Origin of the sequence: Roseovarius sp. (genome assembly GCF_965277045.1) — a bacterium.
Lineage (GTDB): Bacteria > Pseudomonadota > Alphaproteobacteria > Rhodobacterales > Rhodobacteraceae > Roseovarius.
Map to the genome: position 1 here is coordinate 1,124,275 of NZ_OZ255712.1, position 24,298 is coordinate 1,148,572.

The 24,298-nt window shown below is 66.1% G+C and carries 24 protein-coding genes; 14 read left to right on the forward strand and 10 right to left on the reverse strand.

Going from position 1 to position 24,298, the window contains the following annotated elements; all coding sequences use genetic code 11:
• The first annotated feature begins 174 nt into the window (after positions 1 to 174).
• From fabD to ACQY4V_RS05570, 8 genes are all read left to right on the forward strand, one after another.
• On the forward strand, positions 175 to 1,119 hold the full coding sequence (gene fabD / locus ACQY4V_RS05535; RefSeq protein ID WP_428515881.1) for an ACP S-malonyltransferase: 945 nt from the start codon (positions 175 to 177) through the stop codon (positions 1,117 to 1,119).
• 80 nt (positions 1,120 to 1,199) lie between these two features.
• Positions 1,200 to 1,937 carry a 3-oxoacyl-[acyl-carrier-protein] reductase gene (gene fabG, locus ACQY4V_RS05540; protein ID WP_428515882.1) on the forward strand — a complete coding sequence of 246 codons (738 nt, stop codon included), beginning with the start codon at positions 1,200 to 1,202 and terminating at the stop codon, positions 1,935 to 1,937.
• Between the two features lie 229 nt (positions 1,938 to 2,166).
• Positions 2,167 to 2,400, forward strand: a complete 234-nt coding sequence (locus tag ACQY4V_RS05545; RefSeq protein WP_057794165.1) for an acyl carrier protein — start codon at positions 2,167 to 2,169, stop codon at positions 2,398 to 2,400.
• Positions 2,401 to 2,591: 191 nt separating this feature from the next.
• Entirely contained in the window at positions 2,592 to 3,335 is a 744-nt protein-coding gene (locus tag ACQY4V_RS05550) for a 1-(5-phosphoribosyl)-5-[(5-phosphoribosylamino)methylideneamino] imidazole-4-carboxamide isomerase (RefSeq protein WP_428515883.1), read from the forward strand.
• Between the two features lie 121 nt (positions 3,336 to 3,456).
• Positions 3,457 to 4,716, forward strand: a complete 1,260-nt coding sequence (gene fabF / locus ACQY4V_RS05555; RefSeq protein WP_428515884.1) for a beta-ketoacyl-ACP synthase II — start codon at positions 3,457 to 3,459, stop codon at positions 4,714 to 4,716.
• Positions 4,716 to 5,885, forward strand: coding sequence for an endolytic transglycosylase MltG (gene mltG, locus ACQY4V_RS05560; protein WP_428515885.1), 1,170 nt, complete (start codon positions 4,716 to 4,718; stop codon positions 5,883 to 5,885). The genes fabF and mltG overlap by 1 nt, the downstream gene beginning before the upstream one ends.
• Before the next feature lie 158 nt (positions 5,886 to 6,043).
• Positions 6,044 to 6,394, forward strand: a complete 351-nt coding sequence (locus ACQY4V_RS05565; RefSeq protein ID WP_428515886.1) for a hypothetical protein — start codon at positions 6,044 to 6,046, stop codon at positions 6,392 to 6,394.
• A gap of 43 nt (positions 6,395 to 6,437) precedes the next feature.
• Positions 6,438 to 8,759: a baseplate megatron protein TIM-barrel domain-containing protein gene (locus tag ACQY4V_RS05570; protein WP_428517172.1), complete on the forward strand. Its 2,322-nt coding sequence runs from the start codon at positions 6,438 to 6,440 to the stop codon at positions 8,757 to 8,759.
• Positions 8,760 to 8,769: 10 nt separating this feature from the next.
• Here the strand turns inward: ACQY4V_RS05570 and ACQY4V_RS05575 are convergent, their stop codons facing one another.
• Positions 8,770 to 9,108 carry a TraR/DksA family transcriptional regulator gene (locus tag ACQY4V_RS05575; protein ID WP_428515887.1) on the reverse strand — a complete coding sequence of 113 codons (339 nt, stop codon included), beginning with the start codon at positions 9,106 to 9,108 and terminating at the stop codon, positions 8,770 to 8,772.
• An 85-nt stretch (positions 9,109 to 9,193) separates the two neighbouring features.
• Here ACQY4V_RS05575 and cysE point away from each other — a divergent pair, with 85 nt between their 5' ends.
• Positions 9,194 to 10,000, forward strand: a complete 807-nt coding sequence (gene cysE, locus ACQY4V_RS05580; protein WP_428515888.1) for a serine O-acetyltransferase — start codon at positions 9,194 to 9,196, stop codon at positions 9,998 to 10,000.
• A 557-nt stretch (positions 10,001 to 10,557) separates the two neighbouring features.
• Positions 10,558 to 11,301 carry a hypothetical protein gene (locus tag ACQY4V_RS05585; RefSeq protein WP_428515889.1) on the forward strand — a complete coding sequence of 248 codons (744 nt, stop codon included), beginning with the start codon at positions 10,558 to 10,560 and terminating at the stop codon, positions 11,299 to 11,301.
• A 112-nt stretch (positions 11,302 to 11,413) separates the two neighbouring features.
• On the opposite strand, the gene ACQY4V_RS05590 is transcribed toward ACQY4V_RS05585, so the two are convergent.
• The 5 genes from ACQY4V_RS05590 to ACQY4V_RS05610 all read right to left on the reverse strand — a co-directional run bounded on the left by ACQY4V_RS05590 (position 11,414) and on the right by ACQY4V_RS05610 (position 15,967).
• On the reverse strand, positions 11,414 to 12,766 hold the full coding sequence (locus tag ACQY4V_RS05590) for a pyruvate dehydrogenase complex dihydrolipoamide acetyltransferase (protein ID WP_428515890.1): 1,353 nt from the start codon (positions 12,764 to 12,766) through the stop codon (positions 11,414 to 11,416).
• A 12-nt stretch (positions 12,767 to 12,778) separates the two neighbouring features.
• A complete protein-coding gene (locus ACQY4V_RS05595) occupies positions 12,779 to 14,176 on the reverse strand; it encodes a pyruvate dehydrogenase complex E1 component subunit beta (RefSeq protein ID WP_428515891.1) in 1,398 nt (465 codons plus the stop codon).
• Position 14,177: 1 nt separating this feature from the next.
• Positions 14,178 to 14,567 (reverse strand): VOC family protein, encoded by a 390-nt coding sequence (locus ACQY4V_RS05600; RefSeq protein ID WP_428515892.1) that lies wholly within the window; start codon positions 14,565 to 14,567, stop codon positions 14,178 to 14,180.
• 19 nt (positions 14,568 to 14,586) lie between these two features.
• Positions 14,587 to 15,582, reverse strand: coding sequence for a pyruvate dehydrogenase (acetyl-transferring) E1 component subunit alpha (gene pdhA, locus ACQY4V_RS05605; protein WP_428515893.1), 996 nt, complete (start codon positions 15,580 to 15,582; stop codon positions 14,587 to 14,589).
• Between the two features lie 139 nt (positions 15,583 to 15,721).
• Entirely contained in the window at positions 15,722 to 15,967 is a 246-nt protein-coding gene (locus ACQY4V_RS05610) for a hypothetical protein (RefSeq protein WP_428515894.1), read from the reverse strand.
• Between the two features lie 157 nt (positions 15,968 to 16,124).
• Between ACQY4V_RS05610 and ACQY4V_RS05615 the strand changes: the two genes are divergently transcribed.
• Entirely contained in the window at positions 16,125 to 16,529 is a 405-nt protein-coding gene (locus ACQY4V_RS05615; RefSeq protein WP_428515895.1) for a hypothetical protein, read from the forward strand.
• Between the two features lie 42 nt (positions 16,530 to 16,571).
• On the opposite strand, the gene ACQY4V_RS05620 is transcribed toward ACQY4V_RS05615, so the two are convergent.
• Positions 16,572 to 16,871, reverse strand: coding sequence for an FtsB family cell division protein (locus ACQY4V_RS05620; protein ID WP_152492119.1), 300 nt, complete (start codon positions 16,869 to 16,871; stop codon positions 16,572 to 16,574).
• A 137-nt stretch (positions 16,872 to 17,008) separates the two neighbouring features.
• Between ACQY4V_RS05620 and ACQY4V_RS05625 the strand changes: the two genes are divergently transcribed.
• A complete protein-coding gene (locus ACQY4V_RS05625) occupies positions 17,009 to 18,625 on the forward strand; it encodes an acyl-CoA dehydrogenase family protein (RefSeq protein ID WP_428515896.1) in 1,617 nt (538 codons plus the stop codon).
• A gap of 371 nt (positions 18,626 to 18,996) precedes the next feature.
• Here the strand turns inward: ACQY4V_RS05625 and ACQY4V_RS05630 are convergent, their stop codons facing one another.
• The 3 genes from ACQY4V_RS05630 to soxR form a co-directional block, all read right to left on the reverse strand.
• Positions 18,997 to 20,535, reverse strand: coding sequence for a trimethylamine methyltransferase family protein (locus tag ACQY4V_RS05630; protein WP_428515897.1), 1,539 nt, complete (start codon positions 20,533 to 20,535; stop codon positions 18,997 to 18,999).
• A 598-nt stretch (positions 20,536 to 21,133) separates the two neighbouring features.
• Positions 21,134 to 22,318 (reverse strand): pyridoxal phosphate-dependent aminotransferase, encoded by a 1,185-nt coding sequence (locus ACQY4V_RS05635; protein WP_428515898.1) that lies wholly within the window; start codon positions 22,316 to 22,318, stop codon positions 21,134 to 21,136.
• A gap of 73 nt (positions 22,319 to 22,391) precedes the next feature.
• Positions 22,392 to 22,862, reverse strand: a complete 471-nt coding sequence (gene soxR, locus ACQY4V_RS05640; RefSeq protein WP_222449937.1) for a redox-sensitive transcriptional activator SoxR — start codon at positions 22,860 to 22,862, stop codon at positions 22,392 to 22,394.
• 83 nt (positions 22,863 to 22,945) lie between these two features.
• Between soxR and ACQY4V_RS05645 the strand changes: the two genes are divergently transcribed.
• Together ACQY4V_RS05645 and ACQY4V_RS05650 are read left to right on the forward strand one after the other, a co-directional pair.
• Positions 22,946 to 23,320 (forward strand): VOC family protein, encoded by a 375-nt coding sequence (locus tag ACQY4V_RS05645; RefSeq protein ID WP_428515899.1) that lies wholly within the window; start codon positions 22,946 to 22,948, stop codon positions 23,318 to 23,320.
• Complete coding sequence (locus ACQY4V_RS05650) at positions 23,313 to 24,248, forward strand: EamA family transporter (protein WP_428515900.1); 936 nt, start codon at positions 23,313 to 23,315, stop codon at positions 24,246 to 24,248. Before ACQY4V_RS05645 ends, ACQY4V_RS05650 begins: the two co-directional genes overlap by 8 nt.
• Positions 24,249 to 24,298 lie beyond the last annotated feature (50 nt).

Genomic DNA, 24,298 nt, shown 5'->3' on the forward strand with positions numbered 1-24,298 from the left:
GTGATGGCTCTGCTATGTCGGAAACTTTCGGCTGCAATCTAGCCGAGCGCGGGGCCGGGGCAATGATTGCCTGCGCACAGTGGACGTGCGGATGGGGCGGTTTTTCGGCCCGCGACATTGCACCGCCCGGCGCGTCACGCTATCGGAGGGCATTGAACGGGAGGGCAAGGGACCATGAGCAAAGCATTCGTATTTCCTGGGCAGGGTGCGCAGGCGGTCGGAATGGGCAAGGCGCTGGCCGACGCCTATCCGGCGGCAAGGACGGTGTTCGACGAGGTCGACGAGGCACTGGGCGAAAAGCTGAGCGCGCTGATCTGGGAGGGCGATCAGGAGACCCTGACCCTGACGCAGAACGCGCAGCCGGCGCTGATGGCCACATCGCTGGCGGCGGTGCGCGCGCTGGAGGCTGAAGGCGTCGGCATCGAGGTCGCCTCGCTGGTGGCGGGGCATTCGCTGGGCGAATATTCCGCGCTGGCCGCTGCCGGGGCGCTGAGCGTGAGCGATTGCGCGCGTCTTTTGCGCACGCGCGGTCAGGCGATGCAGGCCGCCGTGCCGGTGGGCGAGGGCGCGATGGCCGCGATCCTGGGGCTGGATTTCGCCACCGTGAGCGAGGTGGCCGAGGCCGCCGCCGCGAGTGGCGGCGTGGTGCAGGCGGCCAACGACAACGACCCGGCGCAGGTGGTGGTCTCGGGCCATGCCGCCGCCGTGGAAAAGGCGGTGGAGCTGGCCAAGGAGAAGGGCGCCAAGCGCGCCATGCTGCTGCCGGTCAGTGCGCCCTTTCATTCCGCGCTGATGGCGCCTGCCGCCGATGCGATGGCCGCCGCGCTTTCGGAGGTAACGATCAAGGCGCCGCGCGTGCCGGTGGTCGCCAACGTGACGGCCAGTGCGGTTGAGGACCCGGCACAGATCCGGGAACTCTTGGTCAAGCAGGTGACGGGATCGGTGCGCTGGCGCGAGTCGGTCGAGTATATGGGCGCGCATGGCATCACCCAAGTCTGGGAGATCGGCGCGGGCAAGGCGCTCATTGGCATGGTGCGCCGGATCAACCGCGACATTGACACGCGCGCGGTGGGCACGCCCGAGGATGTGAGAGCGGCTGCCGAGTCCATGGCCGGCTGAGCCGGGACCAAGAAAATGGGATTTTCTTGTCAAATTTCTTCTGAAAGAAATTTGGCACCAGACGAAAGGGATCAAGAGAGATGTTCGACCTGACGGGAAAGACGGCGCTGGTGACCGGCGCATCCGGGGGCATCGGCGGAGAGATTGCCAAGGCATTGCACGGCGCGGGCGCGACGGTGGGCCTGTCGGGCACGCGGGTCGAGCCGCTGGAGGCGCTGGCGGGCGAGCTGGGCGAGCGGGCGCATGTGCTGCCTTGCAACCTGAGCGACCCGGAGGCCGTCGATGCGCTGCCGAAACAGGCCGCCGAGGCCATGGGCAGCGTCGATATCCTGGTGAACAACGCGGGGATCACCCGCGACCAGATCTTCATGCGGATGTCGGACGAAGAGTGGCAGAGCGTGATCGATGTGAACCTGACCGCCACCATGCGCCTCTGCCGGGGCGTGATGCGCCCGATGATGAAGGCGCGCTGGGGGCGGATCATCAACATCAGTTCGATCGTGGGCGCGACGGGCAACCCGGGGCAGGTGAACTATGCCGCCTCCAAGGCCGGGATGGTGGGCATGACCAAGTCCATCGCCTATGAGGTGGCCAGCCGCGGGATCACCGCCAACGCGGTCGCGCCGGGCTTTATCGCGACGGCGATGACCGAGAAGCTGAGCGACGATCAGAAGGACAAGATCAACGCGCAGATTCCCGCCGCCCGCATGGGCACGCCCGAGGAAATCGCCGCGGCCGTCCTCTATCTTGCCAGCCCGGAGGCGGGGTATGTCACGGGGGCCACGCTGCACGTGAACGGCGGCATGGCGATGCTCTGACGCGCCGCCGCGCCGTAAAGAAACAAGGGCAGGGGAATCCATTTGCCAATCGCGCCGCATATGCTATAGGCGGCGCAGTTTACGCTGGGGTAATACTGTATTACTCCGCAAATGCCCGTTATACGGGTCATGCAAGCCGCCCGATACAGGGGCATACTTAGCCGCTTGTCCGGTCGGGCGGGGGCACATAAAACGGGCGAATGACCCGGCTGAAGATGAGGAACGAAACATGAGCGATATCGCAGACCGCGTGAAGAAGATCGTGGTGGAACACCTGGGCGTCGAAGAGGACAAGGTCACCGAGAACGCCTCTTTCATTGACGATCTGGGCGCGGACAGCCTGGACACGGTCGAACTGGTCATGGCGTTCGAAGAGGAATTCGGCATCGAGATCCCCGATGACGCGGCCGAGAACATCCAGACCTTCGGCGACGCGGTGAAGTTCATCAAGGAAGCGTCGTAAGCCGCGACGCGCGACAGATTTCCGGAAAGGCCCCGCCGCGATGGCGGGGTCTTTTCGTTTGCGCGTTAGAAAACTTCGGGAACAGACTGTATCATGCCGATTTGAGACCAGCGTGCACGGGCCGCCGGTCTAAACAGGGCCGGAGCCTGTACACCAGGCGGCACCCGCCCGAATCAGAAGGTGACTGACGCATGATCATCTACCCCACCATCGAACTGCACAAAGGCAAATGCGTGTCGCTGACGCGCGGTCGTCTCGAAGAACCCGTCATCTGGCATGTCGACCCTGTCGAGACCGCGAAATCCTTCGTGGCGGCGGGGACGTCGTGGATGCACGTCACCGACATCGACGCCCTTGCGGGGGAAGGCGACAACAGCGCGCTGATCGAGCAGATCATTCGCACGGTCGGCATTCCGGTGCAGGTGGGCGGCGGTTTCCGGTCGCGCGACAGCGTCACGAAATGGATCGACAAGGGCGCGGGCCGGATCGTCGTCGGCACCATGGCCGCCTATGACCCGGACACGCTGCGCGAACTGGCAAAGTTCCACCCCGACCAGATCGTGCTGGCTGTCGATATCTTCCAGGGCTCGGTCATGACGGAAGGGTGGCGCACGAAAAGCGCGTTCACGCCCGAAAGCTATATCGCGGCGTTCGACGACGCGCCGCTGGCGGGTATCATCCTGACCGATATCGACGCCGATATCGAGGACAGCGACGGCACGCTGGGGGTGATCAGCGGGCTTGCCGGGCTGACCCGGCACTCCGTCATCGCCCGTGGCACGGTGCGCAGCGTCGATGACGTGTCGCGCCTGAAATACGTGCCCAACATCTCGGGCACGATGATCGGCCGGGCGCTTCTGTCGCGCGACGTGTCGCTGAAAGAGGCGCTGGAGGTGGCGCAGGGCGAGCGCGAGCCGGTCGCCGCGTTCCAGTAAGCCGAAGTTCGGGTTCGAAAAAGGGGGCGCGGAAGGCCGCGCCCCCTTGTCGTTGGCCTTGCCCCCGGTGGCCAAGGCGCGGTATGGACACCGACGAAGGTAGGACAAGAGGGCAGGTATCATGCGTCGAGTGGTCGTGACAGGTCTGGGTCTTGTGACCCCGCTGGCATCTGGCGTGGAGGAAAGCTGGCGCCGCATTCTGGATGGCAAGTCCGGGGCGGGCACCATCACGCGGTTCGACCCTGTGAACGTGGCCACGAAATACGCCTGCGAAGTGCCGCTAGGCGATGGCAGCGACGGCACGTTCAACTCGGACAATTACATGGAGCCGAAAGAGCGCCGGAAGGTGGATGATTTCATCCTTTACGGCGTGGCGGCGGCGGAACAGGCGGTGCGCGATGCGGACTGGCTGCCCGAGGACGAGGAAAGCCGCCTGCGCACCGGTGTGATGATCGGGTCCGGCATCGGCGGGCTGCGCTCGATCGAGGAAACGACGCTGCTCATTCGCGACCGCGGTGTGCGGCGGGTGTCGCCGTTCTTCATTCCCGGCGCGCTGATTAACCTGATCAGCGGCCAGGTCAGCATCCGCTATGGCTTCAAGGGGCCGAACCATGCGGTGGTGACGGCCTGTTCCACAGGCGCGCACGCCATCGGTGACGCGTCGCGGCTTATCCAGCATGGCGATGCCGACGTGATGATCGCGGGCGGCGCCGAGGCGGCGATTTGCGAGATCGGGATCGCGGGTTTCAACGCCTGCAAGGCGCTGTCGACGAAACGCGCAGATGACCCGCAGGCGGCCAGCCGGCCGTATGATGCGGATCGCGACGGGTTCGTGATGGGTGAGGGCGCCGGCATGGTGGTGCTGGAGGAATACGAGCACGCCAAGGCCCGTGGCGCCAAGATCTATGCCGAGGTGCTGGGTTATGGCCTGTCGGGCGATGCCTACCACATCACGGCACCCGCCGAGGATGGCGATGGCGGGTTCCGCGCCATGCAGGGCGCGCTGCGCAATGCCGGGATCGAGCCTGGCGACGTGGATTACATCAACGCCCACGGCACCAGCACAATGGCCGACACGATCGAGTTGAAGGCGGTGGAGAAACTGTTGGGCGACGCGGCCTCGACGGCGACGATGAGTTCGACCAAATCCTCGACCGGGCACCTTCTGGGCGCGGCGGGGGCGATCGAGGGCATCTTCTCGATCCTCGCAATCCGTGACCAGGTGGCACCGCCCACGATCAACCTGGACACCCCAGCGGTGGACACCCCGCTGAACCTGGCGCCCAACGCCAAGCATGAGCGCGAGATCAAGGTGGCGATTTCCAACAGCTTCGGCTTCGGCGGCACCAATGCCTGTCTTTGCCTGGGGGCCGTGCGCTGATGTGGCGGCATATCGCGTCGAACTTCCTGACCTTCCTGGTGGTGGTGATCTTCCTGCTGGGCGGGGTCATCCTGTGGGGGCAGAACCAGTACGAGGCCACCGGCCCGCTGGAAGATCCCATCTGCCTGCAGGTGCCGCGCGGCAGTTCCATGAGGGCCGTGTCCACGGATCTGGCCGCGCAGGGCGCGATCACCAGTGAGCGGATTTTTCGCATCGGTACGGATTACGGTGAAAAGACCCAGTTGCTGAAAGCCGGAAGCTGGCTGATTCCCGAAGGGTCCAGCATGGACGAGATCGCCGATATCGTAACCCGCGGCGGGGCCAGCACCTGTGGCACCGAGGTGGTGTACCGGATCGGCGTCAACGCCAGCGAGGTCGAGGTTCGCGAACTGGACCCGGCCACGAACCGCTTTGTCGAGGTCGCGGCCTTCGATCCGCAGGCCGAGGACGTGACGCCGCCCGCCGAGTTCAGCGAGGTGCGTGAGCAGGCCGACACCCGCTACCGGGTTGCCGTCGCCGAAGGGGTGACAAGCTGGCAGGTGGTGAACGCGCTGGGGGCGGTCGACGCGCTGGACGGAGAGGTGGCGGGGGTGCCGCCCGAGGGCAGCCTTGCGCCGAACAGTTACGAGTTCAGCGTGGGTGACACCCGCGAGAGCGTCCTGACCCGGATGCGCGAGGCGCAGGACCTGATCCTGACCGAAGCCTGGCAGAACCGGGCGTCGGATATCGCCGTCGAGACCCCCGAAGAAGCGCTGATCCTTGCCTCGATCATCGAAAAGGAAACCGGCGTGCCCACCGAGCGCGGGCAGGTCGCCAGCGTCTTCACCAACCGCCTTCTGCAAGGGATGCGCCTGCAGACCGACCCCACCGTGATCTATGGCATCACGAATGGCGAGGGCGTGCTGGGCCGCGGCCTGCGCCAGAGCGAGCTGCGCGCCGAGACGCCCTATAACACCTATGTCATCGACGGGTTGCCACCCACGCCCATCGCCAATCCCGGCCGCGCCAGCATCGAGGCGGCGGTGAACCCGGAAGACACGGATTACGTGTTCTTCGTGGCCCGTACGCTGGACCCCCGCGACGGCCACCTGTTCGCGGAAACGCTGGAAGAGCATAACCGCAACGTCGCGGCCTATCGCGCGCTGGAGGCAGAGCGCGCCAACCAGTAGGCCGAAGCTGGCGGAAGGCGCTGCACCGCACGGTGCTGCGACGACTGTTTAACCGAGATCTCTGAAACTGCAGGCGACCCGTGGCATGACCATCGGTCGCCTGTTTGCTTTGAGAGACACTTCTTCCGCGATGCAAGAACTTCGAGGTGCCGGCCCGCATGCCACTGATCACGCACGATCGGACCCCTTCCAACGTGACGCTGTCCATAGATGCGCTCGAGGCGCAGCTGGCGGACATGCGCGCGGATCTGGAGGCGATCCATTCCCAGATCAGGGAAGGGAGGTTCGAGGACCTGAGAGACGCCACACGCGCCACGTCGGAGATCCGGCAGTGGCTGAGGATCGCGATAGAAGCGGAGACACAACTTGAAAAACGAAGAGAAAAAGAGCGTGGCGTCGCCGGTGCCTATGCCCTCGACCTCGATGAAGCCCGCGAAAGCATCGGATGTCGACTGGCTCGTCTCCGCAGGGCCCGAGACGCAGAAAGAGTTTCTGGACAGCCTGAGTGACGGCGAGATCCTGTCGCTGCCCTACCTGTTCGATTTCTGGGCGATGGACCACCAGCGCCCGCCCAAAGGCGACTGGCGCGCTTGGGTCATCCTGGGCGGGCGTGGCGCGGGCAAGACGCGGGCGGGCGCCGAATGGGTACGCAGCCAGGTCGAGGGCGCGCGCCCGCTGGATGCCGGGCATTGCCATCGCCTGGCGCTGGTGGGCGAAACCATCGACCAGGTCCGCGACGTGATGATCTTTGGCGAAAGCGGCATCCTGGCCTGTTCGCCCCCCGACCGCCGCCCGGTCTGGCAGGCCACGCGCAAACGGCTGATCTGGCCCAATGGCGCCACCGCACAGGTGTTCTCGGCCCACGACCCGGAAAGCCTGCGCGGGCCGCAGTTCGACGGCGCCTGGGTGGACGAATACGGCTGTGCCGCCGTGGACAAGGGCACCAACCAGCCCAACAAGTTCCTCGACCCGAAATCCTCTGAATCCACCCTGCCGCATTTCTCGGACGGGCGGCGCGACGAGCTGATTCAGCAGCAATACCTGCGCGCCTGCCTTGGCTACTGGAACGACCCCGACAACAATCCGCAATCGGATGTCTACGACGGCGCGATGCTGGACATGGATCACGCCTATGCCTGGGCCTGGGACATGCGGCCCTATCCCTATTTCCCCAACAACCGCGACCTCTGGAGCGATGGCGAGAACTATACGCGGGGCCATTGGCTGAACGGGCGCGTCTCCGCGCGCACGTTGGCGTCGGTGATCGACGAGATCTGCCTGCGTACCGGGCTGGAAAATTGCGACACCTCCCGCGCCCACGGTCTGGTGCGCGGCTATACTGTCGATCAGGTGTCCGAGGCCCGCAGCGCCCTGCAACCCTTGATGCTGCGCTATGGCGTCGACGCGGTGGACCGCGACGGGCGCCTGCATTTCGTGATGCGCGACGGGCAGAGCGACCGGCTGATCGACCTCGACACGCTGGTCCGCGACCCCGAGCGTGACGGCGTGCTGGAGGAAACCCGCGGAAGCACCGTGGAACTGGCGGGCCGCGTCCGCCTGCGGTTCGTCGAGGCTGACGGCGATTTCGAAGTCATCGCCGAGGAGGCGATCCTGCCCGACGACGCCACCCACTTTGTCTCGACCTCGGAATTTCCTCTGGCCATGACCCGCGCCGAAGGGCGCCAGACGGTGGAACGCTGGCTGTCCGAGGCGCGCGTGGCCACAGACACGGTCCAGCTGACCTTGCCGCCGTCGCAGCTGGACACCGGCGCGGGCGATGTCATCGCCTTGCCCGAAGGACAGGGGCGCGGTCTCTTTCGCATCGACCGGATCGACCAGATGGCCGCCGCGCAGAAACTCGAAGCGGTGCGGATCGAACCCGAAAGCTACCGCCCGGCCGAGTTCGAGGACGAGGCCGTCACCCTGCGCCCCTTCGTGCCACCGTCCCCGGTCGCGCCGTTCTTCCTCGATCTGCCGCTGCTGACGGGCGAAGAGGTGCCGCACGCACCGCACCTCGCGGTCACGGCCCGGCCCTGGCCGGGGTCGGTGGCGCTCTACGCGTCGGACGAGGACGCGAATTACTCTCTGAATTCACTGGTCACGGCCCGCACTCCCGTGGGCGTGCTCGAAACACCGCTGTTTCCCGCGGATCCGGGCCGCATCGACCGGGGTCCGGACCTCCAGGTGCGGATGCTGGCGGGCACGCTGCAAAGCATCAGCGACCTGGCGCTGCTGAACGGCGGCAACCTCTGTGCCATTGGCGACGGAACGCCGGACGGGTGGGAGCTGATCCAGTTCCGCGAGGCCGAACTGGTGGACACAGACACCTACCTTCTGCGGCACCGTCTGCGCGGGCAGGTGGGCACCGAGCGCGCCGCGCCCTGGCCGGAGGGCAGCTACCTCGTGCGCCTCGATGGCACCGCCGAGCAGATCGACCTGGCCGAGGCCAAGCGCGGGCTGGCGCGCTACTACCGGATCGGCCCCCCGGGGCGCCCGGTGGACGATCCCAGCTTCAGCGCTGTGCGGCTGGCCTTCGACGGGCTGGGCCTGCGCCCGCTGTCCCCGGTGCACCTGCGGCTCGCGCCCGGGCAGGAGGGCGACCTGTCGCTCAACTGGATCCGCCGCACGCGGATCGACGGCGACCGCTGGGATATCCCCGAGGTGCCGCTGGGCGAGGAAAAGGAAGAATATGTCGTGCGCGTGGTCCAGGCAGGCGCGGTGATCCGCGAGGTCACCGTCGCGGCGCCAAGCTGGACCTACAGCGCCGCCGCGCAGGCCGCCGACGCGCTGAGCGGCTCTTACGAGTTGCATGTGGCCCAGGTGTCGGCCCGCTTCGGATCTGGGCGCTTTGCCCGCCTGACAGTGCCCGGCTAACGCGGCGACTTCAGCCTCGCGCGCAGTCCACGCAGCGCGTCGCGGAGGGGTCGAGACGCAGCCGGCCCGGGGCGATCTCCTCGCCGCAATCCTCGCAAGTGCCGAACTCGCCCTCGTCCATCCGGGCGAGGGCCGCCACTAGCCGCGCCCGCTCGCCTGCGCGCCGCGCATCCGTAGCCTTTGCCATCGCCTGGTTCTGCAAGGCATCCATCCGGCTCAGACGACCCACCGATTGCTGGTCCAGTTGCACCGTCGCCTTGCCCGCCGCGCCGCGGGCGTCCTCCTCGCTCAACTCCGCCAGCCGGGTCTCGATCAGCGCCCGGAAATCCTGTCGCTCTGCTTCATTCATTTTCGTGAACCCACCCATGACGCCTTTGCATTTTACGGATCGAGCATATCTGGTATAACCGATAGGCGCACCAAGGAGCATGCACATGGCCGAAACACATGCAAAGCTGGCAGAGCTTGACCCGGTCTGGGCCCGGATCAACACCGAGGCGACAGCCGCGATCAAGGACGAGCCGCTTCTGGGCGGGTTGATCCATTCCTCGATCCTGCACCACAAGACGATCGAGGCCGCGCTGGCCTATCGCACCTCGATGAAGCTGGGCGCGGAAGAGATGCCCGAGCAACTGTTGCGCGAGATCTGCGACATGGCCTATGCCGATGATCCCGAACTGGGGCAGGCCGCGCGCGCCGATATCGTCGCCGTCTACGATCGCGACCCGGCCTGCGACCGTTTCATCCTGCCGATGCTGTTCTTCAAGGGATTCCAGGCGATCCAGGCCTACCGCGTGGCGAACTGGCTGTGGCGGACCGACCGCCGCGATATGGCGCGCTTCTTCCAGATGCGCTGCTCTGAGGTCTTCGGCGTCGACATTCACCCCGCCGCACGTATCGGCAAGGGCATCATGATCGACCACGCCCACTCAATCGTCATCGGTGAGACGGCGGTGGTGGGCGACAACGTCTCGATGCTGCACTCCGTCACGCTTGGCGGTACCGGCAAGGAAGAGGAAGACCGCCATCCCAAGATCGGCGATGGCGTCCTCATTGGGGCTGGGGCCAAGGTTCTGGGCAACATCAAGGTCGGCCATTGCAGCCGCATCGCCGCCGGTTCCGTGGTGTTGCAGGAAGTGCCGCCCTGCAAGACCGTCGCGGGCGTTCCGGCCAAGATCGTGGGCGAGGCGGGCTGCGATCAGCCCTCCGTGGCCATGGATCAGCTCCTGGGCGTGCGCTAAGGCGGGCCTGCGCAGGACCATTATGACTCTTGATCCGACAGCGGCGCCCGGTGCGCCGCTGTTTTTCGTGAGGTCAAGCGGCGCGGGCGGGCATATCGCGCGCAGGGGCTGTTGCGCCGTTCCCAGCCGCATGGACCTCTTGGAAACCGTTGCACTCATTGTGAAAATCCCGCCAGCGACGCGCGCAACGGGCAATGAGTGATACCGCGCATCACGCCGCGACACATGCCTCCGGCCCTCGACAGCGGAAAGGCCGGCTTGCAACGCCCGAGTCCGCCCCGTCCCGTCCGCCGGCAGATCAGCGCCAACGCGTGGAATTCCCGGTGTGAAGGAACAACTTGCCGTCCTTTTGTGTAATAGGTGAAGATGTGTCGCCACCCGGCGCGCAGAACTCAAAAAAAGGGCATCTGCACCGGCGTGATGCAAAAGAGACGCACAAAAGGGGCCTCGGTGCCGCATCGCATGGTGCACTCTGTCGACATCCGCACGACCGGACAGTAGATACCCCGCCAAAGAGATCGAAAACGGGCCTGTCTGCCCACGGGAGGTGTCGCTCCATGATATCAAAGACCATCAGCTTTCTGCCCCTGGCCTTCGCGGTCCTTCTAGGCGCCTGCACCGATGTGCCCGACGACGGCGGTTCGTCCTTCGCCTCCTCGCGCAACGCGACCGACAACATGAGCCTGCCGCCCGCTGTGCTGGCCGAGGCCATTTCCATGCCCGACGCGGTATGGCAACGCTCGGCGCAGCTGGCGCGCTATGGCCACAGCTTCGACAAGGCGTTCTACCAGGCCGCCGCACAGCGCGAGGCGGCCAATATCGCCGCGCTGAAGCAGGCGTTTCTCGATCTCGGCCCCGGCGTCGACCCCGAAGAGGCCGGGCGCGCCGCCTACGTGGCCTATACCTATGTCGCGCAGCTGGTCGTCGAATACGAGATCGACAGCGGCGCGCTCGCCCACAACACGCGGGTGAATTTCGGTACCAAGCCGCGCGGTCTCTGCTGGCACTGGGCGCATGACATGGACGCCCGCCTGCAGCGCGAGAACTTCAAGACGCTGGAAATTCACCGGGCCATCGCCAATTACGACAGCATCCGGCTGGAACACAGCACCACCATCCTGGGCCGCCGCGGCGACTCGATGGAAAACAGCCTGGTACTCGATCCGTGGCGCGGTGCGGGCGAGCTCTACTGGGGCCTCGTGCGCGAGGATGGCCGCTACGACTGGACCGAGCGCAGCAAGGTTTTCGCCTGGAAGAAAGCGCAGAAGGCCAAGAAGGAAGGCACCGCCGTCTCGTTCTGATCGGCCCGCGCGGGAGCATGACGCGAAACCGTAGGGTGGGTTTCAAACCCACCAGCCCATATGAAAAAGGCCGGGGAAATCCCCGGCCTGCATTCCTTGACGACCGTGGCCCTCAGGCCAGCATCACCATCGGGTTCTCCAGGTTCTCTGTGATCTGCGCCAACAGCTCCGCGCCAAGCGCCCCGTCGATCACCCGGTGATCCACGCTCAGCGTCACCGACATCACCGTCGCCACCGTCAGTTCGCCATCCGCGCCCACGACCGGCTTTTTCACACCCGCGCCCACGGCCAGGATCGCGCCATGCGGCGGGTTGATCACCGCGTCGAAATTGTCGATCCCGAACATGCCGAGGTTGGAAATCGCGAAGGTCCCGCCCTGGTATTCCTCGGGCGACAGCTTGCGCTCGCGCGCGCGGGCGGCCAGGTCCTTCATCTCCGCCGACAGGGCCGACAGCGACTTCATCTCGGCGTCCTTCAGGACAGGCGTGAAGAGCCCGCCCTCAATCGCCACTGCCACCGCCACGTCCGACGGCTTCAGCTTCAACACCCGGTCCCCGGCCCAGACCGCGTTGCAATCGGGCACCGCCTGCAGCGCCAGCGCGCAGGCCTTGATGATGAAGTCGTTGACCGACAGCTTGACGCCGCGGCCTTCCAACTGCTTGTTCAGCTGCCCGCGGAACTTCAGCAGCGCATCCAGCTGGATTTCCCGCCGCAGATAGAAATGCGGGATCGTCTGCTTGGCCTCGGTCAGGCGCGCGGCGATCGTCTTGCGCATCCCGTCGAGTTTGACTTCCTCGAACTCGCGGTTCTTGTACATCGCCACGACCGCATCGGTACTGGGACCCGCAGGGGCAGGGGCGGCCTGTCCCGCACTTGATGCGGGACCTCCCGCCGCTTTCTCCTCGGCAGGCTTCGCCGCACCGGGTTTGGCACTTTCCACATCCGCCTTGACGATCCGCCCATGCGGACCCGAGCCTTTCAACTCGGTCAGGTCGATGCCCTTCTGCTTGGCGATCCGGCGTGCCAGGGGCGAGGCGAAGATGCGCTCGCCGTCTTTCACGGGCGCCGCAGGGGCAGGGGGCACGTCGCCGCTTTCGGGTTTGCCGGCCTCGGCCTCCTTCTTCGGGGCCGCCTTCTGCTTGTCGTCCTTGGCCTCGGCCTTGTCGTCGCCTCCGTCAGAGCCGCCGGAGGCGCTCATGTCGCCGATATCATCCGCACTCTCGCCTTCCTCCAGCAGCACGGCAATCGCGGTGTTCACCTTGACCCCTTCGGTGCCTTCCTCGATCAGGATCTTGCCGATGGTGCCTTCGTCGACTGCCTCGAACTCCATCGTCGCCTTGTCGGTCTCGATCTCGGCCAGCAGGTCGCCGGAATTCACCGTGTCGCCTTCCTTGACCAGCCATTTCGCCAGCGTGCCTTCCTCCATCGTCGGGGAAAGGGCGGGCATCAGTATTTCCGTGGGCATCGCGCTCTCTCCTTACCGGTAGGTCACTTTGTTGACGGCCTCGATTACTTCCTTGGTCGAGGTCAGCGCCCGCTTTTCAAGGTTCGCGGCATAGGGCATGGGCACGTCCTTGCCCGTGCAGTTGATAACCGGCGCATCCAGGTAGTCGAACGCCCGCTCCATGATCACGGCACTCAGATGGTTGCCCATGCTGGCCACCGGGAAACCTTCCTCGACCGTGACGCAGCGGTTGGTCTTCATCACGCTGGCCAGCACCGTGTCATAATCCAGCGGACGCAGCGTGCGCAGGTCGATCACCTCGGCGCTCACGCCGTCCTCGGCCAGCTTGTCGGCGGCCTCCAGCGCATAGGTCATGCCGATGCCGAAGCTGACAATGGTCACGTCGTCCCCGGGCCGCGCAATGCGTGCCTTGCCGAAGGGGATGGTGAAATCGTCGAGCACCGGCACCTCGAAGCTGCGCCCATACAGGATCTCGTTTTCCAGGAAAATCACCGGGTTGGGGTCGCGAATGGCGCTTTTCAGCAGGCCCTTGGCATCGGCGGCAGAGTAGGGCTGTACCACCTTCAGGCCCGGTACGTGCGAATACCACGCGGCATAGTCTTGGCTGTGCTGGGCGGCCACCCGCGCGGCGGCACCATTGGGCCCGCGGAACACGATGGAACAGCCCAACTGCCCGCCGGACATGTAGTTTGTCTTGGCGGCCGAGTTGATGATCTGGTCGATCGCCTGCATGGCGAAGTTCCAGGTCATGAATTCCACGATGGGCTTCAGCCCGCCCCAGGCCGCGCCCACGCCGATCCCGGCAAATCCGTGCTCGGTGATGGGCGTGTCGATCACGCGCTTGGCGCCGAACTCGTCCAGCAGACCTTGGGTGATCTTGTAGGCGCCCTGGTACTCGGCCACCTCCTCGCCCATGATGAAGACGTTCTCGTCGTTGCGCATCTCCTCGGCCATGGCCGCGTTGATCGCCTCACGCACGGTCATCTTCTGCATCTCGGTGCCCTCGGGCCAGTCGGGGCTGGCGTCGGGCTGCGGCACGGGGGCCGCGGGCGAGGCCGCGACCGGTTCGGATTTCGCCCGGCTCTCGTCGTCGCCGCTCTCATCGTCCTCCTTGGCGGAGGAGTCACCACCGCCCGACGACGTCTCGCCGATATCGTCCGCGCTCTCGCCTTCTTCCAGCAGCACCGCGATGGGCGTGTTCACCTTCACCCCTTCGGTGCCTTCCTCAATCAGGATCTTGCCTATGGTGCCCTCGTCGACGGCTTCGAACTCCATCGTCGCCTTGTCGGTCTCGATCTCGGCCATGATGTCGCCCGAGTTGACCGTGTCGCCTTTCTTGACCAGCCACTTGGCCAGCGTGCCCTCTTCCATGGTGGGCGACAGGGCGGGCATCAGAATTTCCGTTGGCATCTCAGTTTTCTCCCTCGGTCGGCGCAATCATCCCGACAACATTTCCTTCTCCGTCCTCGACATAGGCGCATCTGCCGATCCCGGGGTAATCCTGGGGCGGCAGCGCTTCGGCCCCGCCATGCGAAAGCGCCCATTGGTAGCTGTCGTCGCAGTTCTCGACGTCGAATGTCATGGTTCCGCCCCGGATCGGACTGCCCGGTGCCGGTGCGTCTGCGACCCTGCGCATCATCCCGCCGGTCAGCGTCTCGTTCATACCGATGCCGTCGCCTTCGATCAGATGATACGCGACATCCTCTGCCCCCGGCATCGGGACGAAGCTCCAGCCGAACAGGCCACCGTAGAAAGCCTTGGCCCGTTCCACGTCCGTCGCGTGAATTTCAAAATGCGGCATGTGCTGCACCCTCCGCCGCTCAGGCTTCCACGTAGATATCGGTCCACAGCTCGGACACGTCCGGCTCGGCGCTTTCCTTGGCGAACTCGGCGGACTTGTTCACCACGTCCTTGATTTCCTTGTCGATCGCCTTGAGGTCTTCCTCGCTGGCGTGCTTGCCCTCCAGCAGCAGCTCGCGCACATGCTCGATACAGTCCTTCTCGTCGCGCATCTTCTGCACTTCCTCGCGCGTGCGGTACTTGGCCGGGTCCGACATGGAATGCCCGCGATAGCGATAGGTCTTCACTTCCAGGATATAAGGCCCGTCGCCTTTGCGGCAGTGGGCCACGGCCTTTTCGCCCGCTTCCTTGACGGCCAGAACGTCCATGCCGTCCACCGCCTCGCCCGGAATGCCGAACGCCGCACCACGGGTGTAGATGTCGGGGGTCGAGGTCGAGCGTTTCTGTGACGTGCCCATGGCGTACTGGTTGTTTTCAATGACGAAAACCACCGGCAGCTTCCACAGTGCGGCCATGTTGAACGTCTCATAGACCTGGCCCTGGTTTGCGGCCCCGTCGCCGAAATAGGTGAAGGTCACGCGCCCGTTGCCCTTGTACTGGTCGGCCAATGCAAGCCCCGCGCCCAGCGGCACGTTCGCGCCCACGATGCCGTGCCCGCCGTAGAAATCCTTCTCGCGGCTGAACATGTGCATCGAGCCGCCCTTGCCTTTGGAATAGCCGCCCTCGCGGCCCGTCAGCTCGGCCATCACGCCATCGGGGTCCATCCCGCAGGCCAGCATGTGGCCATGGTCGCGATAGGTCGTGATCCGTTTGTCGCCTTCTTCGGCAGTGGCTTCCAGCCCGACGACCACCGCTTCCTGCCCGATGTAGAGGTGGCAGAACCCGCCGATCAGGCCCATGCCATACAGCTGGCCGGCCTTTTCCTCGAATCGACGGACCAGCAACATGTCGCGGTAGTACTTCTTCAACTCGTCGGCGGAAACGTTTGGTTTCTTTGTCGTTTTCCTGGCAGCCATGCGGGCGGGCTCCTGTGCTGAAAAGAATAGTTTAGCGTTAAACTATCTTATACAGGACTCGCTCCGATTTTTCGAGAGGGTTTTTGACGCAGCGTCAGACGCAGCATGTTTGGCCGCGTCTCTGGTCCGGAAAACCGGGTCAGGCTTGCCCGTCGTCCTTGATATCGGGATCCCTGTACCCGTTCGGATCGAAGTCTTCGGGATCATAGGCCTCATCATCGTCGCCGATCCCGGTCACGTGGGTCGTGCCGCTTTCCTCGTCATAGGCCAGCCCATAAGTCGCGCGGCCCTCGGATTTGTAGCGCGAATACTCGTGGTACCCGGCACATACGAAGGCCAGCGCGAAGGGCGAGACGATCAGGGCCGCCAACAGTTGCGCACTCATTTCTTGCTCTCCTCTCCTTGCCGTTCCCGCACGCGGGCGGTCGGGTGCCGTTCCCGCATGCTCACTTGCTCGTGTCCAACCACCTAGCCTACGCTTTGGACACGTCCAGCACTCGACCGGGGCCGTGCAGCGCACCGGCGATATCGAAGGTGACATCATGTGCCCATCCTCCGCAAGCCCCGACTGCGTTGACCCGCCCTGCGGACCGGACGAACACATCGTTTTGCTGGCGCGGCTCGCCGAGACCGGCGAGACGCTGTGCGTCAGCCTGCAGCCGGGCCTGGTCTACGGGGTCTACCTCGGCGCGCCCACCGGCCCGCCGAGGATCGCGTTCAGCGTCGATGGGATGCACGTCACCGGAGATTACGACTGGGTCTGGATCGAAGGCGCCGCGTGGGCGTCACTCTCGCTCAGGGCAGAGGATGTGACCTGCACCATGCGCGTCGCTCGCGCCGAGCCAGGGCAGCCGCCACCAGGGGGCGTGCTGGAAATCACCGGCGCCACGAAGGAAACCCATGCGCTCGTGCCTGGCTCGATCCGCCACGATCTTCCGCTTGCCTGAAATTTCCGGAAACACCGGCCGGAAACCGGGGCAGGGCGGGGCTCAGCGGATCACGATCTCGTCGGCCCGCAGCATCCCTAGCACCTCACGCGCCTGCTGGTCCAAGAGGTCGAGATCCAGATACGTGTCCGACAACCGCCGCGTCAGGTTCTCCATCCGCGCGACCTTGGCATCCAGCACGGCCAGCTGTTCGCGCAATTCCGCCTCGCCCGATTCGATCTCGGCGCGGCGGAACACGCCGTAATCGCCCTGTACGGCCGCGAATGTGAAATAGGCCCCCAGCCCGAAGGCTATGGCGAAATAGATCAACACACCGAATGCGGGGCGCCTGCGCGATTTCATGACTGCTCTTTCTGCCTCTGGTGCCCGCATCTTTGCGTGCGGTGCCCGTGCACAATGACACAGGCGAATCGCTTTGTGAATCCCCTTTCACATCAAAGCGCTTAAAGGCTACTACTCGTCCTTGAGGAGAGTCATTCATGCCACAATTGCCCCCCGACGCCGCGCTGCTCACCCATGACGTGACGAACCAGCCCGCGGCCCGTGGCGACGTGGATCTTTTCGCCACCGATCCGGCCCTGGCGGACCATGCCGGAGCGGCGGGGGCCGACATCGCGCATCTTGCCGCCTACGGCGAAACCATCGGCACCGCCGCCATGGCCGAGGCGGGCCGGGCCGCCAATCGCACTCCGCCGGAACTGGTGCTCTTCGACACAGGCGGGCGCAGGCTGGACGAGGTCCGGTTTCATCCCGCCTATCACGACCTCATGCGCACCGGCATCGGCGCGGGCTATGCCGCCATCGCCTGGGAGGGCGCGGCGGGCGGCCACGCAACCCATGCCGCGATGGTCTATCTGACCAGCCAGGTCGAACCCGGCGTGTGCTGCCCCATGACCATGACCTACGCCGCCGTGCCGGCGCTTCAGGCAGATAGCGGGCTCTTTGACGCATGGGTGCCCAAGCTGCTCAGCCGCGCCTACGATCCCGCGCCCAAGACGCTGGCGCGCAAGCCCGGCGCGACGCTGGGCATGGCCATGACGGAAAAACAGGGCGGCTCTGACGTGCGCGCCAACACCACCCGCGCCGCGCCCGATGGCGACGCCTACGTGCTGCGCGGCCACAAGTGGTTCTGTTCTGCGCCCATGTCCGACGGTTTCCTGACGCTCGCGCAGGCACCCGGAGGCCTGACCTGCTTCCTCGTGCCCCGCTGGCTGGAGGGGCGGCGCAACACGATCCACATCCAGCGGCTCAAGGACAAGCTGGGCAACCGCGCCAACGCGTCCGCCGAAATCGAATATGCCGACGCCGTGGCCCACCGTTTGGGAGAGGAAGGGGAGGGCGTGAAAACCATCGTCGAGATGGTGCACCACACCCGCCTCGACACCGCCATGGCGCCGGCGGGCCTGATGCGCGCCGCGCTGTCCCATGCCGCCCATTGGGCCCGCCATCGCACGGCCTTCCAGAAAACGCTGATCGACCAGCCCCTGATGCGGTCGGTGCTGGCGGACCTCGCGCTCGACTGGGAGGGCACGCTGGCGCTGGGGATGTTCGTGGCGGCGCATTTCGACCGCGACACCGACGCGGCCCGCGCGTTTTCCCGCGTCGCCGTGGCGCTGGCCAAGTACATGGGCAACAAGCTCTGTCCCAACCTCGTCTACGAGGCGATGGAGGTGCTGGGCGGCATGGGCTATGTCGAGGACTCAGGCCTTCCGCTTCTCTACCGCGAGGCGCCACTCAACTCGATCTGGGAAGGGTCGGGCAACGTGATCTGCCTCGATATCCTGCGCACCCTGCGCAAGGTGCCTTTGTCGGGCGAGGTCCTCAGCCGCGAGCTGGGGGCGGTGGCCGGTCAATACTGGCGCTATGACGCGGCGCTCAACGGCCACATCACCCGCTTTCCCCGCCTGCCGGACGAGGCGCAGGCCCGCTGGTATGTCGAAAGCCTCGCCACGCTGCTCACGGCCTCCGTCCTCATCCGCCACGCGCCCCCCGCGGTGGCCGAGGCCTACGTGGCCACGCGGCTCGCGGGCGAGCGCGGCCGCACCACCGGCGCCATCGGCGCGGTCGACACCGACACGATCCTGTCGCGGCTTTAGGGCCTTCATGCGCCTTCCCTTGCCGCCTCATCCTCGGGCCTGAGCCGAGGATCTCCCGCAATAAGAGATCCCGGATCAGGTCCGGGATGACGTCGTGTCTTTGACATGCGCGCGACCTCGCCACCCCGATCACCCGTCCCGGGCCAGACCCGGGACCTCCTGCCGTCAAAACTTGAAGTAAACACTCGCTCAAAAAAACGCGCGGAATCGAGGCGCGCCTTGCGCGCCGCCGCGCGATCGCCAGACCGCCCCCCGAGCTGGCGATTGTGTTATGTGTGCACTCCGATCAGAAGTCTCGCGGAAACAGCCGCCATAAAGTGCGCTTAAGAACCGCAAGATCGCCATCCCGCGGTCTGGCCATCGCGCGGCCTCTACGCTTTCAAATGTATCGCGAACCGCTTGCGAATCTCCACATCCAGCAAGGGGTTCAGCCGCGCGGCCGATCGCTGCGCCAGGATCTCCTCCTTCCGCGCCACGGCCTTCTCCACCAGGTCCGGCTTGCCCTTTTCCACCCACTCCTTGGGCGAGGACCTGTCCCCCAGATTGGGATAACAATGATCCCGCTGCATCCGCGCCAGCGTCGCCTCGGTGCCCAAGTAATGCCCCGGCCCGCCCACACAAACCGCTTCCATCTGGTCGAGCGCCAGCGTCTCGTCATCCACCTCGATCCCGCGCACACAGCGCAGCGCCTGGCCGATCAGGTCATCGCCCAGGATCAGGCTTTCGTGACAGAACCCCAGCAGGGACGCGTGCATCCCCGCCGCCTCGTAGACCATGTTCACGCCCGCAAGCCCCGCCATCACGTTCGAGCACATCTGCTCCCACCCGGCCTGCATGTCGGGCAGCTTGCTGTCCGAGGCTCCGCCCGCCGCTCCGCCGGGCACGCCATAGAACTGGTGCATCTGCGCGCAGCCCGCGCTCAGCAGCGCCTGCTCGCCCGACCCGATCGACATCGCGCCCGTGCGCAGGTCCAGCCCGAAGGGCCAGGTGCCGAAAATACAGGGATGCCCCGGCTTCACCGCGTTGACATAGACCAGCCCGGCCAGGCATTCCGCCGTGGCCTGCATGATCGCCCCCGCTATGGTCGAAGGCGCGGTGGCCCCGGCCATGCCCGCCGAGAGCAGCAGCACCGGCATCCCGCCTTCGATGCAGCGCTCCATCACCTCGCAGCTTTCGGTCGCGAACCGCATCGGCGGAACAACGAAGCAATTGGAATTGCTGACGAAAGGCCGCGCGCGAAACTCATCCTCACCGCCCGCGATCATGTAAAGCATCTCCATCGCCGGGGCGACGTGATGCGGCTCGGTAAAGGACGTGCCCACATGCTTCGTCGTGCCCGTGCAGCAGGCATAGACGGTGTTCAGTTCCATCTCCATGTTGTCGGGAATGTCCCGCGCCACCATGGGCCGCTGACAGAAATGCACGTTGTCCAGCACATCGACGATCCGCGCCGCATCGTGCAGGTCCTGCACCGTGCTTTCGCGGTAATTGCGCCCGTCCACGTCCACCATGTTCACCGCAGCCCCCGCGGTGCCGTAATGCACCCGGGACCCGCCCAGGTGCAGGTCGTTCAGCCCGTCGCGGCTGTATAGTGTGATCTCGCGGTTGGCCCGCGCGATGGTCTCCTCCACCAGCGCCCGGGGAAAGCGAATGCGCCCGTCGTCGCCCTGGATGGCCCCGGCGGCGGTCAGATAGGCGATGCCGCTCGGCGGCGCGCCCGACAGACCGATGCGTTCCAGCGCATCGAGCGCGGTGTCGTGGATGCGCGCAATCTGCGCGTCGCTCAGCACTTTCAGCGTGCCGCCCTCCAGCCCGGCGCGGACCGGGCGGATCATGGTGTCGAGCGGGGCCGCCCGGCTGGCACGGCGCGCGGCACGGCCTCCGGTACGGCGAGGGGATAGGTTGTTCATATCTTGGGTCCTTGGATCGCGGGAAAAGGGAAGGGGAGGTCGTGTCTCAGCCCCGTCCCGGCCGCCCCCGCGCGGCCCGCCCGCGTTCCGCCCCGATGGTGCGGACCTTCAGAACTATCTTGCAGCGCTGCGCCATGCGCGGCCTCCATCGCCAACCCGCACGCACGTGACCGCACCGCCGGGCCCATTGGTCGATTTAAGGCGGCAGCCTCGCGTCCGATCTGTCCCGAAAGCGACGCATGGTCCAAAAACGACAGAATCTTACGCCGCAGGGCAGCGAACATGAAAAAGGCCCGCGCGCCTGTCGCGGGCCTCGATGACGCAGGATGATGCGGCCTACAGCGCCGCGAGGATCGCGGCAGGCAGCCCGACCATGCCGCCCAGAATGATCGCCATCGAAAGTCCCAGACCCTTGAACATGTGTTTCCTCCGGTTGAACCAAGTCACAGGGTGGATTTGTGCGGCCCGCCAAGGGTTTCGACGCGACCGGCGGTCGCAGGGGGCCGCGCGCAAACGCCGATGCCCGCTGTTCCCCAGAACAGCTTCGCCGGTCCCGCAGAGCACCCGTCCCGGGCCTGACCCGGGACCTCTCACAGTCTCAGGCCGCCACGCCCGCCAGGTCCGACGCCATCTCCACAAGACGCGCCAGCGCCTCGCGCAGCCGGTCGTCCGCCACCGTCAGTGCCACGCGCACATGCCCCGCCGCGGCCATACCAAAGCTCTCGCCCGGCATCACCGCCACCTTGTGGCGGTCCAGCAGGCGCAGCGCAAAGTCCTCGCCCGACAGCCCGGTCGCCCGCACGTCCAGCATCACGAACATCGCCCCCTGCGCCGGGATCGGGCGGACCACGTCCTGGCCCTCCAGCAGCCCCAGCATCAGGTCGCGCCGCCGCCGGAAAGGGGCCGCCACCTCTGCCTCGAAATCCGCTCCCTTGCCAAGCGCATAGCAGGCCGCCTCCTGCACGAACCCCGCCACGCCATAGGTCGTGTGGGTCGACAGGTTGCCCATATGCAAAATTGCGTCCTCCGGCCCCACGACCCAGCCGATGCGGCTGCCGGTCATCGCATGGCTTTTCGACAGCGACCCGATCACCAGCGTGCGGTCGGCCATCCCGTCCAGCATCCGGGGGCTCAGGTGATCGCCCTCCCACAGCTGCGTGTCATAGACTTCGTCCGAGATCAGCCACATGTCATGCTCTTGGCAGACCCGTGCGATCCCCTCCAGCGTCTCGCGGCCATAGACCGCGCCGGTGGGATTGTTGGGCGTGTTGATCAGCAGGCTCTTCGCGCCCTCCGCCGCCGCTGCCGCGATATCCGCCGGATCGGGCTGGAACATCCGCTCGGGCCGCGCGGCCACCGCCGCATCCTTCGCGCCCACGGCCCGGATCGTGCCGGGGTAGGTGGCATAGAACGGGTCGATGTAAAGCGCCCGGTCACCCTCGTCACAGGCCGCGTGATGCGCCGCGAAGAGCCCCGCCTGGCCGCCCGGCACGACCAAGACGTTGTCCGGCGTGGTCGCCACGCCCGTCCGCGCGGTCACCCGCTCGGCCACCGTTTCGCGCAGGTTCAGGTTGCCGTTGAACATGGAATAGCCCACATGCCCCGCCTTCGTGGCGGCATGCATCGCGTCCAGGATCCTGTCATCGGTGCCGATATCGTGCTCGCCGATGGTCAGCATGGCGACATCCTCGCCCGCGTCCATCATGTCCTTGGCCTTGTAATAGACGTCCCAGCCGTCCGATCCGCCGCCCGTCAGCCCCGTGATCCGCTTCGACAATGCCATGCCAGCCTCCTTCGCTCGGTCGCCGCCACATGGCCCGGCACCCTTCGCGAAGTCAAGCAGGTGGCCAGCCCTCTCAGATCTCGTCCGAGCGGTCCCCCATCACGTAGCGCGGCCCCGGGCCGCGCACCCGCGCCTTGTCCTTCGGGTTGTAAAGCGCGCAGGTCTTCAGCGACAGGCAGCCGCAGCCGATGCACCCGTCCAGCCGCGCCCTCAGCGCCTGCATCTGCGCGATCCGTTCGTCCAGCACCGCCCCGAACCGGCGCGAGATCCGCGCCCAGTCCGCCTTGCCCGGCGTGCGGTGCTCGGGCAGCTCGGCCAGCGCCGCGCGGATCTCGGGCAGGCTGAAGCCGAGCCCCTGCGAGATCATCACGAAGCTCAGCCGCCTGATGTCCGACCGCGCATAGCGCCGGTGCCCCGCGTCGTTGCGATCCGGGCGCACCAGCCCCTCGTCCTCGTAGTACCGGATGGCCGACGGCGCGAGGCCCGTGCGCTCGGCGACATAGCCGATCGTCAGGCCGCGATCCGGCAAGGGTCTGACGGGCATGAGAATTTTCCCTCTTGGCTTCAAGTTAACTTGAAGGATTACGCTGATTTCACAACGGAATCAAGGTTGCATAAGGAGCCGACATGAAACTCGAACACGTCAACATCACCGTCCCCGACCCCCGCGCCAGCGCCGCGATCCTGTGCGATCTCTTCTGCTGGCACGTCCGCTGGCAGGGCGCGGCCAAGGACAACGGCTTCACCGTTCATGTCGGCGACGACGATAGCTATCTCGCGCTCTACGCGCCCGACAAGGACCTTCAGCCGACAGGCGAGACCTATGGCCGGATCGGCGGCCTGAACCATGTGGGCGTCACGGTGGACGACCTCGCGGGAACCGAGGCGAAGGTCAAGGCCGCCGGCTACACGCCCCACAACCACGCCGACTATGAACCGGGGCGGCGGTTCTATTTCGACGGCCCCGACGGGATCGAGTTCGAGGTGGTGGCCTATGACTGACACCGCCCACACCCCCCGCGCCATCGGCCTCCTGCTCTATACCGGCGCGCTGCTGGGCGCCGGCCTGCCGCTGGGCAAGCTGGCGTCCGGCGCCGGGGTGCCGCCGCTGGTCTGGGCCATGGTGATCTCTGCCGGGGCCGCCGGCGTGCTGATCCCGGTGCTGGTCGTGCAGCGGCGCTTCGTGCTGCCCCGGGGGCGGATGCTGCGCTATGCAGCCATATCCGGCGCACTCAGCTTTGCCGCGGTCAACGCGCTTCTGTTTTGGGTGATCCCGCATGTCGGCGCGGGCTATGCCGGGCTGATGTTCGCCCTCTCGCCGGTGGCGACGCTGGCGGTGACGGCGCTGGCAGGCCTTGCCACGCCGCCCCGGCTGGGGATCATCGGCATCGGTTTGGGCCTTGCGGGCGCGGCGCTGGTGGCGCTGACGCGGGGCGAGGCGAGTGGGGCAGGGGCCCTCGGCTGGGCGGTCCTGGCCTTCGCGCTGCCGGCGATCCTGGCCATCGGCAATGTCTATCGCACCCTCGACTGGCCCGAGGGCGCACACCCCGCCGCCCTGGCGGCGTGGAGCCATATCTTCGCGCTCATGGCGCTCGCCACCTTTCAGATCGCGCTGACCGGCACGGTGCCGCTCGAGCCTCTTCACGCCGTGCCGCATCTCGTCCTGCCACAGATGCTGATCGCGGGCCTGACCTTCCCGGCCTATTTCGCCCTGCAACGCGCGGGCGGCCCGGTCCTGCTCAGCCAGATCGGCTATGTCGCCGCCGCCGTGGGGCTGGCCGCCGGCACGGTGCTGCTGGGCGAGGTCTATGCCCCGCTCACCTGGGCCGGGGCGGCGGTGATCGCCATCGGCATTGCCCTGACCATCCGCGCGCAGCTTTCCCCGGCGCCAGTGGTCCCCCGGCGGGCACCCTGTGCGGGATGCGCTTGACCGGGCGGGGGCGGCCTTTTATGGTCGCCCCCATGACCGTTGCACCCATC

Bases quoted from the DNA above. Each gene is read 5' to 3' on its own strand.
- fabD (WP_428515881.1), top strand. From the start codon at position 175: ATGAGCAAAGCATTCGTATTTCCTGGGCAGGGTGCGCAGGCGGTCGGA.
- fabG (WP_428515882.1), top strand. From the start codon at position 1,200: ATGTTCGACCTGACGGGAAAGACGGCGCTGGTGACCGGCGCATCCGGG.
- ACQY4V_RS05545 (WP_057794165.1), top strand. From the start codon at position 2,167: ATGAGCGATATCGCAGACCGCGTGAAGAAGATCGTGGTGGAACACCTG.
- ACQY4V_RS05550 (WP_428515883.1), top strand. From the start codon at position 2,592: ATGATCATCTACCCCACCATCGAACTGCACAAAGGCAAATGCGTGTCG.
- fabF (WP_428515884.1), top strand. From the start codon at position 3,457: ATGCGTCGAGTGGTCGTGACAGGTCTGGGTCTTGTGACCCCGCTGGCA.
- mltG (WP_428515885.1), top strand. From the start codon at position 4,716: ATGTGGCGGCATATCGCGTCGAACTTCCTGACCTTCCTGGTGGTGGTG.
- ACQY4V_RS05565 (WP_428515886.1), top strand. From the start codon at position 6,044: ATGCCACTGATCACGCACGATCGGACCCCTTCCAACGTGACGCTGTCC.
- ACQY4V_RS05570 (WP_428517172.1), top strand. From the start codon at position 6,438: ATGGACCACCAGCGCCCGCCCAAAGGCGACTGGCGCGCTTGGGTCATC.
- ACQY4V_RS05575 (WP_428515887.1), bottom strand. From the start codon at position 9,108: ATGAATGAAGCAGAGCGACAGGATTTCCGGGCGCTGATCGAGACCCGG.
- cysE (WP_428515888.1), top strand. From the start codon at position 9,194: ATGGCCGAAACACATGCAAAGCTGGCAGAGCTTGACCCGGTCTGGGCC.
- ACQY4V_RS05585 (WP_428515889.1), top strand. From the start codon at position 10,558: ATGATATCAAAGACCATCAGCTTTCTGCCCCTGGCCTTCGCGGTCCTT.
- ACQY4V_RS05590 (WP_428515890.1), bottom strand. From the start codon at position 12,766: ATGCCCACGGAAATACTGATGCCCGCCCTTTCCCCGACGATGGAGGAA.
- ACQY4V_RS05595 (WP_428515891.1), bottom strand. From the start codon at position 14,176: ATGCCAACGGAAATTCTGATGCCCGCCCTGTCGCCCACCATGGAAGAG.
- ACQY4V_RS05600 (WP_428515892.1), bottom strand. From the start codon at position 14,567: ATGCCGCATTTTGAAATTCACGCGACGGACGTGGAACGGGCCAAGGCT.
- pdhA (WP_428515893.1), bottom strand. From the start codon at position 15,582: ATGGCTGCCAGGAAAACGACAAAGAAACCAAACGTTTCCGCCGACGAG.
- ACQY4V_RS05610 (WP_428515894.1), bottom strand. From the start codon at position 15,967: ATGAGTGCGCAACTGTTGGCGGCCCTGATCGTCTCGCCCTTCGCGCTG.
- ACQY4V_RS05615 (WP_428515895.1), top strand. From the start codon at position 16,125: ATGTGCCCATCCTCCGCAAGCCCCGACTGCGTTGACCCGCCCTGCGGA.
- ACQY4V_RS05620 (WP_152492119.1), bottom strand. From the start codon at position 16,871: ATGAAATCGCGCAGGCGCCCCGCATTCGGTGTGTTGATCTATTTCGCC.
- ACQY4V_RS05625 (WP_428515896.1), top strand. From the start codon at position 17,009: ATGCCACAATTGCCCCCCGACGCCGCGCTGCTCACCCATGACGTGACG.
- ACQY4V_RS05630 (WP_428515897.1), bottom strand. From the start codon at position 20,535: ATGAACAACCTATCCCCTCGCCGTACCGGAGGCCGTGCCGCGCGCCGT.
- ACQY4V_RS05635 (WP_428515898.1), bottom strand. From the start codon at position 22,318: ATGGCATTGTCGAAGCGGATCACGGGGCTGACGGGCGGCGGATCGGAC.
- soxR (WP_222449937.1), bottom strand. From the start codon at position 22,862: ATGCCCGTCAGACCCTTGCCGGATCGCGGCCTGACGATCGGCTATGTC.
- ACQY4V_RS05645 (WP_428515899.1), top strand. From the start codon at position 22,946: ATGAAACTCGAACACGTCAACATCACCGTCCCCGACCCCCGCGCCAGC.
- ACQY4V_RS05650 (WP_428515900.1), top strand. From the start codon at position 23,313: ATGACTGACACCGCCCACACCCCCCGCGCCATCGGCCTCCTGCTCTAT.